The following is a 12714-nucleotide window of genomic DNA, read 5'->3' on the forward strand; positions in this document are numbered from 1 at the left end:
GGACGCTGGGAGTCTCCCCGGAGCGGTTCCTCTGGGGCAATGAGTCCGAAAACATCCAGGTGCCTCGGCTCAACGTGGCGCGAAGAGGCGGACCTTGCGCAGGAGGACGTGGAGTGTCTGCCCCGCGCACACCTCGAGTGGAGGGGCCACCGCGCGCAGGAGGGTGCTGCCGACGGGGAAGCGGTACTCGGCGGCGTGGCCCAGGAAGAGGCGCGCGGACATGGGCAGGGGCGTGCCGTGCTCGCCGAGCGCCACGTCCTCGGGGCGGACCACCAGGGTGGTGGGGCCCGGGGTGGCGGGGCTCTCGGGCGGCAGCGCGAACACGGTACCGCCGGGGGCGGTGTGGAAGTGGCCGTCGCGCACCTCGCCCGTGAGCACGTTGGCGCCGCCGACGAAGCCCGCGACGAACGGGGTGGCGGGCTCCCGGTAGAGCGTCTGGGGTGAGTCCACCTGCTCGAGCACGCCCTGGTTCATCACCGCGATGCGGTCCGACAGCGCGAGCGCTTCGCCCTGGTCATGCGTGACGAAGACGAGCGTGGTGCCCAGCTTCGCGCGCAGGGTGGCGATTTCCGCGCGCAGCTCCTCGCGCAGCGCCGCGTCCAGGTTGGAGAGCGGCTCGTCGAGCAGCAGCACGCGGGGGCTGGCCACCAGGGCGCGCGCGAGCGCCACGCGCTGCAGCTGTCCGCCCGACAGCTCGTGGGGCCTGCGCGTGGCCAGGTGCTCCAGACGGACTTGTCGCAAGGCCTCGCGCACGCGGGTGGCCAGCTCCGCCTTCGGCACGCGGCGCAGCACCAGCGGATAGGCCACGTTCTCCTCGACGGAGCGGTGGGGCCAGACGGCGTAGCCCTGGAACACCATGCCCAGCCCGCGCCGCTCGGGCGGCACGCGCACGCCGGGGCCCGCCACCGTCTCGTCGCCGATGCGGATGACGCCCGAGTCCGGGTGCTCCAGGCCCGCGAGCATGCGCAGCGTCGTCGTCTTCCCGCAGCCGGAGGGGCCCAGCAGCGACACCAGCTCGCCCTCGTGGACGTCCAGGCTCAGCCCGCGCACCACGGGCGTGGCGCCGTAGGCCTTGAACACGGACCGCAACGCAATCGCCGCCATCACCGCGTCTCCGTCGCGCGCCGCGACACCAGCGCGAGCACCGCTTGTCCCGCCACCACCAGCGCCACGAAGGCGCACGCGAGCACCGCCGCGGAGGCCGGGTCCGCGTAGCTCTGCAGGTCGAACAGCAGCTTGCCCAGCACCTCCGAGCCCGCGGGCACCAGCAGCACGGACATCGTTATCTCCGTCGCGCACGCCAGGAAGGTCAGGATGAAGGCCACCGTCAGCGCGGGCCGCAGCAGCGGCAGCGGCACGTCCAGGAACGCGCGCAGCGGGCCCGCGCCCGACACGCGCGCCGCCTCCGTCAGCGAGGGGTCCAGCTGCGCGAGCGCCTCCGAGGCGTTGCGGGTGCCCAGCGCCAGGTACTTCGCCGCGTACGCGACGAGCAGCAGCCACGGCGTGTGCGCCAGCGCCAGCACGAAGGCCACGCGGTCCACGAGGATGAAGCGCCAGTCGCGCGAGAACGCGACGAGCAGCGCCAATGCCAGCACCGTGCCCGGCACCGCGTAGGGCCAGACGGCGAGCGCCTCCACGCCCGCGCCCAGGCGACGCCACGCCCGCTGGAGCAGCGCCGCCGACAGCCCCAGGCCGCACACCAGCGCACCCGCGCCCGTCGCGAGCAGCAGGCTCAAGCCCGTGGCGCGCAGCGTGCGCGGCTCGAACAGCACGCCGGACCAGTGCGACAGCGTCAACTCCTCCCACGCCAGCCGGGCCCCGAAGCCCCGCTGCAGCGAGGTGAGCAGGATGGCGCCCAGGGGCAGCAGCACCAGCAGCACGCAGGCCGCCGCCACGCCACCGGTGGCCAGTCTCCGCGCGCGGCCCAGGGACAGGGGCCGTGGAGACAGCCCCTTGCCCGCGCTCAACCGCACGCGCCCCGCGCGCCCCAGCGCCCACGTGGCGAAGAGCGACAGCGGCGTGAGCAGCAGCAGCACGAGCGCGAGCGTGCTGGCGCGTCCCAGGCCCTCCTCGCCCAGCAGGACCAGCTCGTAGATGCGCGTGGTGAGCACCCGCGTGGGCGGCGTCGCGGACACGCCCAGGAGGTACGGCACGCCGAACGACGACGCGGCCATCAGGAACACCATCACCGCGCCGGAGAGCAGCGACGGCATCACCAGCGGCACCGTCGTCGTGAGCAGCGCGCGCAGGGGGGAGGCGCCGCACACGCGCGCGGCCTCCTCCAGCGCCGGGTCCACGCGCCGCAGCGCCGCGGCGCCCGCGAGCAGCACGAGCGGGAGGCCGGACACACCCTCGACGAAGGCGATGCCCACCGGGCCGTGGATGTCGAGCGTGCCCGCGCCCAGCAGGCGATTGAGATAGCCCGCGCGAGGGCTCGCCAATGACAACCACCCCATGCCCCAGATGAAGGCGGGGATGGCGGAGGGCAGGGTGAAGAGCACGGTGAAGCCGCCGCGCAGCGGCAGGTCCGTGCGGAACAGCAAGAGCGACAGCGGCGTGCCCAGGCAGAGCGCGAGCAGCGCCGCGCCGCCGGAGATGGCCAGCGTGTTGAGCAGCGCCCCCGCCTCCGCGCCCAGGCCGCTCATCCCCGCGTCGCCCGTCTGCGCGCCGAGCCCGCGCGCCAGCAGCGCCACCACGGGCCCCACCGCGAAGACGAGCAGCGGCAAGAGCCACGCGCCAAGCCCCAGCCACCGCGTGGGCACCCTCATCGCGCGAAGGCCCGGCTGAAGGCTTCCTTGATGGCGCTGCCCCGCGTGAGCCCCTGTTCCAAAAGGGGCGGCGTCCACGGCTGCGTGCGCTGTAGCAGCGCGTCCACGCCCGGCTCCTCGCGAGGGCCCGGCAGCCGGGGGTCCACCGCGTGCATGTCTCCCTTCTCGACGATGAGGCGCTGGCCCTCGGCGGACAGCATCACGTCCACCACGGCGCGGGCGGCCACGGGGTTCGGCGTCCCGGCGAGGATGGCCACGGGGCCGGGGATGGTGACCGCGCCGTCGGTGGGCCAGACGATGTGCAGCCTGCTGCCGCGCGCCCGGGCGGCCAGCGCGTTCTCGAGCAGCAGCACGCCCGCGTCGGCCTCGCCGCTCTCGACCTTCTGGAGCACCGCCGCGTTGCCTCCTGCCACGAGCGCGCCGTGCTCGCGCAGGCCGGTGAAGTACGCCTCGCCGTACCTGGAATGACAGAACACGGCCCACGTGAAGGCGGTCCCCGACGTGAGCGGGTCGCCGATGGCCACGCGTCCCTTCCAGCTCCCATCCACCAGCGCCGCGAACGAGGCGGGCGGGGGCGGCGAGCCCTCGCGATGCACCAGCACCATGGTGGACACGCGGATGGAGGCGTAGCGGGCATCCAGGTCTACCAACGCGCGCGGGGCCCGCAGCACGTGCACGGACGCATACGGCAGGAGGGCCCCCTCGCGCGCGAGCCGCTCGACGAGGAACGGGTCCGACGCGGAGAGGAGGTCCGCGCGCACGGCGCCCGCGGCGCGCTCGGCCTCCAGGCGGCTGGCCACCTTCTCGCTGCCGGCCTGGTACCAGCGCACCGTGACGCCGGGGAGCTTCTCCTTCAGGAGCGGCTCCATCGCGTCCAGCACGTGCTGATACATGGACGTGTAGACCCAGACCTCGCCCGATGGCGCGCCCTCGTGCTTGTTGGCGGCGCCGGACGCGGGCGCCGCGGACTCGATGCGGCACGCGGCGAGCACCGCCAGCGCGACGGCGAGGCCCAAGGCCCGGGCGAGGAGGGGAAGGGACATGGGGGCGGGATTATGCGACACGCCTGCGGAAAGTCCTGGGGGGCGATGTCACGAAAGGACCCACGGGTCGACGACGACAAGGCCAGGTCCAGGGAGGACCCGCATTGCACAACCCGGGATGTGAATGCGACACAGTGGCGCATGTCACGCCGGATGGAAGACGTGGACGTGCGCCCCGAGTCGCTGGACCTGGGGTACCTGGCCCTCTTCGTGGGGCAGCGGATGAACGACCAGGTGCTGGAGGAGCTCCACGGCGCGGGCTTCACCGGGCTGCGCCACTCGCACGGCCATGTCTTCCAGCACCTGCTGGGCGGCGCGCGCTCCATCAGCGAGCTGGCGAAGCTGTTGGGCGTGACGCAGCAGGCGGCGTCCAAGTCCGTCGCGGAGCTGGAGTCGCTGGGTTACGTGGACAAGACGGAGACCGGGGACGCGCGCGTGCGCCAGGTGGCGCTGTCGCCCCGCGGGCTCGCGTCGGTGGAGAAGTCCCGGGCGCTGCGCTCCGCGCTCCAGAAGCGCTTCGAGCGCCAGCATGGCGAAGGCCCGCTGCAGGAGGCCCGCACGCTGCTGGCGGGCATGCTCGTGTCGCTGGGCGGTGAGGACGCGGCGCGCCGCCGCCGGGTGCGGCCGACTCGCTGAGGCCCGACAAGGCGAAGGCCCTCCGCCGTGCCTCGAAGGGGCAGCGGCGAAGGGCCTTCATCCACACCCAGGACTGTCGCGCCGCTACTTGCAGGACTGCGGCGGCATGGCGTCAATCCAATCGGCGATGAGCTGCGAGCCCACGTCATGGCGCAGGGCGCGGCCAATCTCCGGCATCATCTTCCCCGACTCCTCGGTGTGCAGCCGGTACCAGAGGATGGACGTGGAGTGGTCTCCGGGGACGATGTCGAACTCACCGCCCACGCCGCTGCCCGCGGAGCCCGGGCGCTTGCAGTAGCCCAGGCTGAACTCGTCCGTCGTCTTGATGTCCAGGAACAGCCGGCTGGTGATGCCCGGCTGCGCCTTCGGGTTGTGGCAATGCGCGCAGTTGATGTCCAGGTACGTGCGCGCCCGCTCGGCCACCGTGGCCTCCGTGGCGTCGAACGCGTTCGGCGCGCGGGGGATGTTGGCGGAAGGCAGGTTGCCCAGCTTCCCCAGCGCCGCCAGGTGCTGGAGCTGGTTCACCGGCTGCCCGTCGTAGACGTGCTCCCGGTTGAGGTAGCGCGCCTTCACGCCGATGGGCACCAGGTACTGGTTGTCCTGCGCGTCCACCTCGTGGTGGCACTTCTGGCACTGGTTGCGCTGGGGTACCAGGTAGTTGAACGTCTTCTTCACGCCCTCGGCGTCGATGAACTCGAAGTTCTCGAATACGTAGCCGCCGACGACCTTGGTCGCCTCTGTCAGCGCGTCGTTCCAGACGTAGGGATACGCCTCCCAGCCGCTCGGCTGTCGCACCAGGATGCGTGTCTCCAGCGGGCGCACATTCTTGTCCGGCTCCCGGAAGTCCGCCGGGTACGCGAACGTCTTGGTGATGATGGTCCCCACCGGCAGGTCCAACACGTCGTTCGCCGAATACAGCGCCTTCTTGCCGTCCGGCACGTACAGCGTGCGGGACTTCAGCGAGTAGTCGGAGAACAGCGGCGTGGTCAGCTCGTACGGGATGTTGCCCGCCACGGGCTGGAAGTCCCCCGTCGCCGGCGTGCCCGTGAAGAGCTTCAGGTCCGACAGCTTGTTCGGGATGACCACCGTGCCCGGAGGCCCGGCGTCGGGCGTGCCCGCGTCGGGGGGACCCGCGTCCGGCACCCCCGCGTCGGGGGGCCCCGCGTCCGGGCCCGAGTCCGGCGCACCCGCGTCCGGCGTGCCGGCATCCCCTTGCGAGGGATTGCCCGCGTCCGGCGTGGGCTCGTTGCCCGGTGGGTCCTCGTCACCGGAGCAGGCGGCCACCGCCGCGGCGAGCAGCACCGCGGCGAGGCCCAGATGTTTCGTGTACGGCGCGCGCATGGCGACGGGCGTCCTCGGTCCGCTCACTTCAGGGGAGGTCCAGCGCGGGCGCGAAGCCGCGGCAGTTGAACGGCTCGGCGCCCTGGTCGTAGCGCGCCGTCGCGGCCCACGCCGCCGCCGGGTTGGGCGTCTGCGCCGTCAGGTACGCCTGCACCGACTGCAGGTCCAGGTCCACCACCGCCTGCTTCGTCGTGGCCGGCACCGTGTTGTTGTAGAAGCACAGGTTCAGCGCGTTGGGCTCGCGGCCCTCGGCGCGCGGCGCCGGGTCGATGCCGTCCCACAGCACGTGCTCCACGCGCTCCACGCCGTGCACCGCCTTGCCGTACGCGTACAGGTTGAACATCAGCGCGCCCAGCGGGCGCTTCTGCAGGTCCGGCTGGCCGTTGTCCACGTTCGCGCCGCTGCCACCCAGGAACGTGTTGTCGTGGATGGACACATCGCCCGTGTTGAAGTTGAAGAAGCCCGCCGACCACAGGATGGGGTTGGGCTCGATGGCCAGGCCGCTGAGCACCGCGATGTCCACGGAGCCGTTGTCACCCCACGTGTTGCCCACGAACTCCACCCGGCGCGACGCCAGGATGAACGTGCCCGTGCCCGCCGGCACCTGCGACACCGTGCTGCTGCTGGCCGTCACCGACGCGAAGTTCGGCCGGTTGTTGCCCGTGATGGTGTTCTTGGTGATGAGGATGTCGGTGCCCTTGATGGGGTTGCCCGGCAGGTCGAACACCACCAGGCCCGTGGTGTTGTCGATGGCCGTGTTGCCCTCCACGTAGGCGAAGCGCGTGTTCTCGATTTCGATGCCCGCCACGTTCTTCTTCGCGATGTTGCGCCGGACGATGGTGTAGCGCGTCTGGCCCACGTAGATGCCCGCGTCCGCGGCGTTGTACGCCTCGCAGTCCTCGATGAGCACGTAGCGCGACTTCACCGGGTAGATGCCGTACTTGCCGTTGTTCTCGTCGTTCTCCACCGCCCACTCGGTGCGGATGCGCTGGATGAACACGTTGGACGAGTTCTCCACGCGCAGCGCGTCCTTCTTCGCGTTCCACAGCGCCACGTCCTTTACCGTGAACAGCTTGCCCACCACGTCCAGGCCGTTGGTGTTGGCCACTGCGTTGGAGAAGTCCAGCACGGTGCTGGCGGCGCCGCCGGTGCCCTCGCCCTGCGCGCCCCGACCCGCGCCGACGATGGTGATGCCGTCCTGGCGGATGGTCACCGCGTTGTTGAACTTGAACGTGCCCGCGCCCAGCTGCACCGTGGTGCACGGCTGCAAGTCATTGACGGCGTTCTGCAGGTCCTGCTCCTGACCCGGATTGAAGGTCAGCGTCTTGCGCTGCGCATCGGTACACGAGAACTCGGCGGGCCACACGTCACCTGAGTCCGGCGTGCCGGAGTCGGGCGTGCCGGCGTCCGTCGCGGGCTCTCCCGGGCTCGGGTTGGGGCTCGCGAACTGACGGTCCTCGTCGTCGTCCGAGCAGGCGGGAAGGGCCAGCAGACTCAGCGCGGCGACGAGCACGGCACGTGACAGACGGTTCATCAGGGTTCCTCCAGGAGTCGGCCATGCCCCCCTCGTGTCTCGACGGGGAGCGGAGCGGGGCGGGGCCAAGGGATGGCGCGAATCCTCATCCCGCCCGCGCCCGACCTCAAGGGTGAGGTGAGGATTTCCTTCGCGCCTGGGTTTCGTGACGCGCTGCGATGTGCAAGGAATGGCAGGCTGTATTTTTCTCGGGTCGGAGCTTCGTCCACGTGCTGCCCTACTTCCCCTTCGAGCAGGACGCCTACGCCATGGCACTTGGAGTGCGCGCCTTGCGTCCCGGTGAAACACTCATCGAGGTAGACGCAGCGCATTATCGCGCTGAGCTGGCGTTGAAAGCCTCGCTGCTCGGCGAGGACCCGCACGCGCGCTTCCAGGCGCAGCCGGGCACCGGGCCCCAGCAGTGGGAGGTGTTGCGGCTCTTGCTGTCGCGCATGGCCGAGCAGACACCGGAGTCGTTCACCCTGCGGGTCGACAACGACGGGCGCTGGCATTGGCACAACACGCTCACGGGCGACGCGGCCTCCTTCACGCCGGGCCAGGAGGACGGCCTGCCGTTCGCGCCGCTGGATTGGGTGGGGAGGCAGGTGCAGGAGGACTTGCTGGTGCTGGACGGCACGCGCGAGGGCTGCCCGCTCATCGCCGGACAGCTCTGCTTCCCCTCTGGCTGGAGCCTGGGGGAGAAGCTGGGCAAGTCCCTGCTCGCGGTGCACGCGCCGGTGCCGGGCTTCGCCGAGCAGATGGGCCGCGGCACGCTGAAGCTGCTGGAGGGCCTCAAGCCGGGCCGCCCCGTCACCCGCTGCAACTGGGCCGTCACCGTCACCGACAGGCTGTGCATGGAGCCGCGCTCCTTCCCCGAGTGGCGCCACCTCTTCGAGGGCCTCACGCCCGACAACGCCGGGGAGCGCTGCTTCCTGCGCCTGGAGCGGCAGACCTTGAGCCGCCTGCCCCAGACGGGCGCCATCCTCTTCACCATCCACACCTACGTGGCCCCGGTGGCCGGCGAGGTGCCCACGCCCGAGCGCCGCCAGCGCCTGGCCCGCGTGCTCGCCACCGTCCCGGACGACCTGAGCGGCTACAAGCGCCTGGGCCCCCTGCGCGAGCCGCTCCTCGCGTACCTGCGCCGCCCTGGCGCTTGTTGACGCTCGAGCCCGGAGTCCCTTCGCGTTCGTAGGGCCTCGGGATGGTGGGTGGAGAAATATCCTACCCGGATGAAACGAGGGCGGCGGATGGGCGTCGCGGTGCGGCGCCAAGAGGAAGGACGCGCGTTTCTGTAGTAAGTCGCCCCTCCGGAACGAGAGATTGGCGGCGCGCTTTCGCCGCCGCGGCCACAAGCGAAGGAAGGGCAAACACATGCGGAAGATGTGTCTGGTTGCGATGATGCTGAGCCTGACGGCGTGCCAGCCGCAGGGTGCGAAGGACGGGGGCGCCACCGCCACGGCGACGGCGGGCGCGGCGGCCAACCCGCAGACCGAGGACCAGAAGACGCTGTACGCGCTCGGTCTGTCCATTGGCAAGAGCATCAGCGTGTTCGACATGACTCCGGAGGAGCTGGAGTACGTCAAGGCGGGCCTCAACGCCCAGGTGAAGGGCGACAAGCCCGCGGTGGAGCTGGAGACGTACGGGCCGAAGCTCCAGGAGCTGGCGCGCGCGCGCACCACCGCCAAGGCGGAGAAGGAGAAGGAGAAGTCCAAGCAGTTCCTGGACGAGGCCGCCAAGGAGTCCGGCGCCACCAAGACGGAGTCCGGCCTGGTGTTCAAGGACATCACCCCCGGTACCGGTGAGTCCCCGAAGGCCACGGACATCGTGAAGGTGCACTACAAGGGCACGCTGCCCAACGGCACGGAGTTCGACAGCTCCTACAAGCGTGGCGAGCCCACGCAGTTCCCGCTCCAGGGCGTCATCAAGTGCTGGACGGAGGGCGTGCAGAAGATGAAGGTCGGCGGCAAGGCCAAGCTGGTGTGCCCGTCCGACATCGCCTACGGCGACCGCGGCGCGCCCCCGAACATCCCGGGCGGCTCGGCGCTGGTGTTCGAGGTGGAGCTGCTGGAGATCGTCAAGCCGCCCGAGGCCCCCCCCGCTGGCGCGCCGGCCGCTCCCGCGACGCCTCCGTCCGCCGAGCAGAAGAAGTAGTCCGGCCCGCTCCAGTCATTGGAGCGTGGGCACATGGAGGGCTGGCGGGGATGCTCCCTGCCGGCCCTCTTCGTTTGCAGTCATGCGAGCGCCTCAGGGCGCGAAGGAGCGTTCATGCACCGTCACCTGCTGTGGTTGGGTGTGTTGTTGCTGGTCTCAGGCTGCACGCGGGGCAAGCCGGTGGAGGTGCGGCGCGAGCCCTCTCCCACGGGCGCGGTCTCCGAGGCGGAGTTCAAGGCCATGCACACCCTGCGCGACGACGCGCCGCCCGAGCTGAAGGGGCAGGAGGTGGAGGTGGCCGGGACGAAGATGTACCTGAGCCTGCCCGAGGGCGCGAAGGGGCCCCTGCCGGCGGTGCTGGTCCTCCATGAGTGGTGGGGGCTCAACTCGCACATCAAGCACTGGGCGGACCGGCTGGCGGCCAACGGCTACGCGGCGCTGGCGGTGGACCTGTATGGCGGCAAGGTGGCCACCACGTCCGAGGAGGCGCTGGCGCTGGTGAAGGCGGTGGACCACGCGCGCGCGGGGCAGACGCTGGTGGCGGCGCACAAGTTCCTCCAGGAGGACGCGCGGGTGAAGGCCACGCGCACGGGCAGCCTGGGGTGGTGCTTCGGCGGGAGCATGTCCCTGCGCACGGCGATGCTGGTGCCGGAGCTGGACGCGGCGGTGATTTATTACGGCAGCCCGGTGACGGACGTGAACGAGCTGTCGACCATCCGCGCGGCGGTGCTGGGCATCTTCGGGACGCGGGACGCGTCCATTCCGCTGGAGAAGGTGGCGGAGTTCCGCGCGGCGCTGGACCAGCTGGGGATTGCCCACCGCATCGTCGAGCTGGATGGGGAGCATGCGTTCGCGAACCCCTCGGGGGCGCGCTACGACGAGCAGTCGGCCGCCAGGGCGTGGGCGGAGACGTCGATGTTCCTGGAGCACCACCTGAAGCGCTGAGTGGGAGTGTCCAGCGGTCCACACGAGCGAGCCCGGACGCGACACGGTGTTGCGTCCGGGGCCCCGGGTCGGCTTGAACGCGCGCGCGTCAAATCATCGGAGGCGTGGCGTGCCGAGGCTGGGTGTGAGCGTGGTGGTGGTCCTGGGGCTGGTGCTCGTCGGCAGCGGAGCCTGGGCGACCGGGGCGACGGTCCCCGTCGAGGGGGTCTGGCGTCGGCCGGATGGAGGGCTGGTGCGGGTGGCGGGGGAGGGCACGGCCCCGTTCCTGATGGACTTCGCCTCGCGGCGGCGCTGGCGGTTGGAGCCGAGGGAGCCCGGGGTGTGGGCGCTCGCGGGAAGCCGTCCGGAGGCGCGCGTCACGTGGCGATCGCCGGAGCTGGTGCTCACGGGGGTGAGCGCGGAGCCGATGGTGCTCGCGCCGGCGCCGGTGCGCACCGAGGCGGTGACGGTGTCCGTGGAGGGCGCGGAGCTGCCGGCGACCCTGTGGCTGCCGGGGACGGGAGTGCCCAGGAACGCGGTGGTGCTGCTGCACGACGTGGGGCGGGGCTCTCGCGCGGCGCTGGAGCCCTATCCGGCGCTGCTGGTGGAGCATGGATTCACGGTGCTCACCTACGACGCACGTGGGACGGGGCTGAGCGCGCAGGGGCGTGATGGCCGCGCCACCGATGACGCTCGCGTGAGCGCGAGTGCCACGGGAGTAGGGCCGGCTCGGGGTGATGTCGGCCGGGCCACCGATGCCACACGCACGAGCGCGAATGCCACGGGAGCGGGGACAGCTCGAGGTGATATCGGCCGCGCCACCGATGACGCTCGCGCGCCGGGGCTGAAGAAGCAGGGCGATGACAAGCGCACCACCGATGCCGCTCTCCAGCCGGGACTGAAGGGGCCGGGCGATGACGGCCGCACTGCCGAAGACGCTCTCCAGCCGGGGCTGAAGGCGCAGGGGGATGACGGCCTCGCGGCGGTGCGGCTGCTGCGGCAGCGGCTGGGCCCCGCGGTTCGCGTGGGGCTGATGGGCTTCGGGCAAGGCGCGTGGGCTGCGGTGAACGCGTCGGCGCGCGCGCCGGAGGAGGTGGGCTTCCTCATCCTCATCTCGGGCGGAGCCGGCGCGGTGTGGAAGCAGGAGCAACACCGCATGCGCAACGAGGGCCGCAAGCGCGGCCTCACCGGGCCGGAGCTGGTGGACCTGAACGAGTTCCTCGAGGTGCTCCACGACGCGCGCCTGTACGAGGACGGCGGCGAGGCCCGTGCACGCAAGACGCTCGACTTCCACTTCCAGCGCGCGAAGCGCAAGCGCTGGCTCGCGGTGACGCCGCTGTCGTCACTCGGAGACGTGACGGTGGAGCGCTTCCTGGAGCGCCAGCGTCCGCTGTGGCGCGACGTGCTGTCCTACGACGCGGCCGAGGACCTGCCACGCGTGCGAGGCCCCGTGCTCGCGCTGCTGGGCGAGCGCGACGAGACGACCCCCGCCGCGCTCACGGCGCGAGCGCTCAACCAGGGGCTGTCGAAGCGCACCGGCGCGAACGACCGCGCACAAGTAAAGGTCATCGAAGGCGCGGACCACGCTCTCGCCGTGGTCACGCGTGAGTCGCCCGCCGTGGAGACGCTGTCCCGGCAGGCGCTGGACACCCTCTCCGCATGGCTGCGCGCCCTGGCATCTCAGTAGGGCTTCTGTCCCGTGTAGTTCCCCGGCGGCGCGTAGTTGCAGACCCAGTACTGCCACGTGGGGAACCTGCTGCCGAACGGCGAGTTCTCCGTGCAAGTCACGGTGGCGCAGCCCACGCGCTTCGTGTCGCGCCACACCACCTGCGTGTAGTGGCCGCACTGCTTGCCCGACGCGCACGAGTTGTTGGCGTAGTTGTAGTCGACGGCCTCATCGCTCCAGCCCTTCACCACCTCCAGCGTGGACATGGAGTTGGGCGTGGCCGCGGTGATGTTCTCACCGTAGGGGCCGCGGTTGGGGTTGTGCCCCCACTGGCACTTCGCCGCCCACGCCTTCGCCACGTCCTCCGCGCCCGTGTCCCAGCCGAGCGGCTCCAGCGCGGGGCTCGGCGTGGGCCTGGCGGAGGCCCGCGTGGCGTTGTGCCCCGTCAGCATGTCCTGCGCGAACTGCGACAGCGACCCGGAGCCCGAGTCGGGCGTACCGGAGTCCGGGCTGCCCGAGCCCCCTCCATCCGGGGGCCCCGCATCCCCCGAAGGCGTGTCGTCATCGTTGTCATCATCGGAGCCGCAGCCGGTGGCGAGGCAGGGCACGAGCAGACCGAGGGCCAGCAGACGTCGGACGGAGGAGCGGTTCATCCCGCGATTATCGACGGCG

11 protein-coding genes are annotated in these 12714 nt (G+C 71.4%); 5 read left to right on the forward strand and 6 right to left on the reverse strand.

The features are described 5' to 3' along the window. Positions 1-69: 69 nt before the first annotated feature. From OWM54_RS23515 to OWM54_RS23525, 3 genes are read right to left on the reverse strand one after another with little or no spacing between them, the layout of a single operon-like run. Positions 70-1104, reverse strand: coding sequence for an ABC transporter ATP-binding protein (locus OWM54_RS23515; protein WP_267698931.1), 1035 nt, complete (start codon positions 1102-1104; stop codon positions 70-72). Beyond that, positions 1104-2768: an ABC transporter permease gene (locus OWM54_RS23520; protein WP_267698932.1), complete on the reverse strand. Its 1665-nt coding sequence runs from the start codon at positions 2766-2768 to the stop codon at positions 1104-1106. Before OWM54_RS23520 ends, OWM54_RS23515 begins: the two co-directional genes overlap by 1 nt. Continuing rightward, the gene (locus tag OWM54_RS23525; protein ID WP_267698933.1) at positions 2765-3811 is read right to left on the reverse strand and encodes an ABC transporter substrate-binding protein; all 1047 of its coding nucleotides are present in this window, start codon (positions 3809-3811) and stop codon (positions 2765-2767) included. Before OWM54_RS23525 ends, OWM54_RS23520 begins: the two co-directional genes overlap by 4 nt. Before the next feature lie 141 nt (positions 3812-3952). Here OWM54_RS23525 and OWM54_RS23530 point away from each other — a divergent pair, with 141 nt between their 5' ends. After that, positions 3953-4447 carry a MarR family winged helix-turn-helix transcriptional regulator gene (locus tag OWM54_RS23530; RefSeq protein ID WP_223750377.1) on the forward strand — a complete coding sequence of 165 codons (495 nt, stop codon included), beginning with the start codon at positions 3953-3955 and terminating at the stop codon, positions 4445-4447. An 84-nt stretch (positions 4448-4531) separates the two neighbouring features. Here OWM54_RS23530 and OWM54_RS23535 read toward each other — a convergent pair whose 3' ends face one another. Further along, the gene (locus OWM54_RS23535) at positions 4532-5788 is read right to left on the reverse strand and encodes an SO2930 family diheme c-type cytochrome (RefSeq protein ID WP_267698934.1); all 1257 of its coding nucleotides are present in this window, start codon (positions 5786-5788) and stop codon (positions 4532-4534) included. Between the two features lie 28 nt (positions 5789-5816). Next, the gene (locus tag OWM54_RS23540; RefSeq protein ID WP_223750376.1) at positions 5817-7322 is read right to left on the reverse strand and encodes a parallel beta-helix domain-containing protein; all 1506 of its coding nucleotides are present in this window, start codon (positions 7320-7322) and stop codon (positions 5817-5819) included. Positions 7323-7531: 209 nt separating this feature from the next. On the opposite strand from OWM54_RS23540, the gene OWM54_RS23545 reads away from it, so the two are divergent. The 4 genes from OWM54_RS23545 to OWM54_RS23560 all read left to right on the forward strand — a co-directional run bounded on the left by OWM54_RS23545 (position 7532) and on the right by OWM54_RS23560 (position 12063). After that, positions 7532-8461: a heme-dependent oxidative N-demethylase family protein gene (locus tag OWM54_RS23545; protein ID WP_267698935.1), complete on the forward strand. Its 930-nt coding sequence runs from the start codon at positions 7532-7534 to the stop codon at positions 8459-8461. Between the two features lie 211 nt (positions 8462-8672). Continuing rightward, entirely contained in the window at positions 8673-9452 is a 780-nt protein-coding gene (locus tag OWM54_RS23550) for an FKBP-type peptidyl-prolyl cis-trans isomerase (RefSeq protein WP_223750374.1), read from the forward strand. A gap of 114 nt (positions 9453-9566) precedes the next feature. Further along, the gene (locus OWM54_RS23555) at positions 9567-10397 is read left to right on the forward strand and encodes a dienelactone hydrolase family protein (protein WP_223783843.1); all 831 of its coding nucleotides are present in this window, start codon (positions 9567-9569) and stop codon (positions 10395-10397) included. A gap of 109 nt (positions 10398-10506) precedes the next feature. Next, positions 10507-12063 carry an alpha/beta fold hydrolase gene (locus OWM54_RS23560; protein WP_267698936.1) on the forward strand — a complete coding sequence of 519 codons (1557 nt, stop codon included), beginning with the start codon at positions 10507-10509 and terminating at the stop codon, positions 12061-12063. Here the strand turns inward: OWM54_RS23560 and OWM54_RS23565 are convergent. Continuing rightward, positions 12057-12695 (reverse strand): CAP domain-containing protein, encoded by a 639-nt coding sequence (locus OWM54_RS23565; RefSeq protein WP_267698937.1) that lies wholly within the window; start codon positions 12693-12695, stop codon positions 12057-12059. The genes OWM54_RS23560 and OWM54_RS23565 overlap by 7 nt on opposite strands. Positions 12696-12714: the final 19 nt, after the last annotated feature.

This window comes from Myxococcus sp. MISCRS1 (assembly GCF_026626605.1).
Lineage (GTDB): Bacteria > Myxococcota > Myxococcia > Myxococcales > Myxococcaceae > Myxococcus > Myxococcus fulvus.

What these genes read in the sequence shown, in the direction of transcription:
- OWM54_RS23520 (WP_267698932.1), bottom strand. Translation starts at nt 2,768, where the DNA reads ATGAGGGTGCCCACGCGGTGGCTGGGGCTTGGCGCGTGGCTCTTGCCG.
- OWM54_RS23565 (WP_267698937.1), bottom strand. Translation starts at nt 12,695, where the DNA reads ATGAACCGCTCCTCCGTCCGACGTCTGCTGGCCCTCGGTCTGCTCGTG.
- OWM54_RS23535 (WP_267698934.1), bottom strand. Translation starts at nt 5,788, where the DNA reads ATGCGCGCGCCGTACACGAAACATCTGGGCCTCGCCGCGGTGCTGCTC.
- OWM54_RS23530 (WP_223750377.1), top strand. Translation starts at nt 3,953, where the DNA reads ATGTCACGCCGGATGGAAGACGTGGACGTGCGCCCCGAGTCGCTGGAC.
- OWM54_RS23550 (WP_223750374.1), top strand. Translation starts at nt 8,673, where the DNA reads ATGCGGAAGATGTGTCTGGTTGCGATGATGCTGAGCCTGACGGCGTGC.
- OWM54_RS23515 (WP_267698931.1), bottom strand. Translation starts at nt 1,104, where the DNA reads ATGGCGGCGATTGCGTTGCGGTCCGTGTTCAAGGCCTACGGCGCCACG.
- OWM54_RS23555 (WP_223783843.1), top strand. Translation starts at nt 9,567, where the DNA reads ATGCACCGTCACCTGCTGTGGTTGGGTGTGTTGTTGCTGGTCTCAGGC.
- OWM54_RS23525 (WP_267698933.1), bottom strand. Translation starts at nt 3,811, where the DNA reads ATGTCCCTTCCCCTCCTCGCCCGGGCCTTGGGCCTCGCCGTCGCGCTG.
- OWM54_RS23540 (WP_223750376.1), bottom strand. Translation starts at nt 7,322, where the DNA reads ATGAACCGTCTGTCACGTGCCGTGCTCGTCGCCGCGCTGAGTCTGCTG.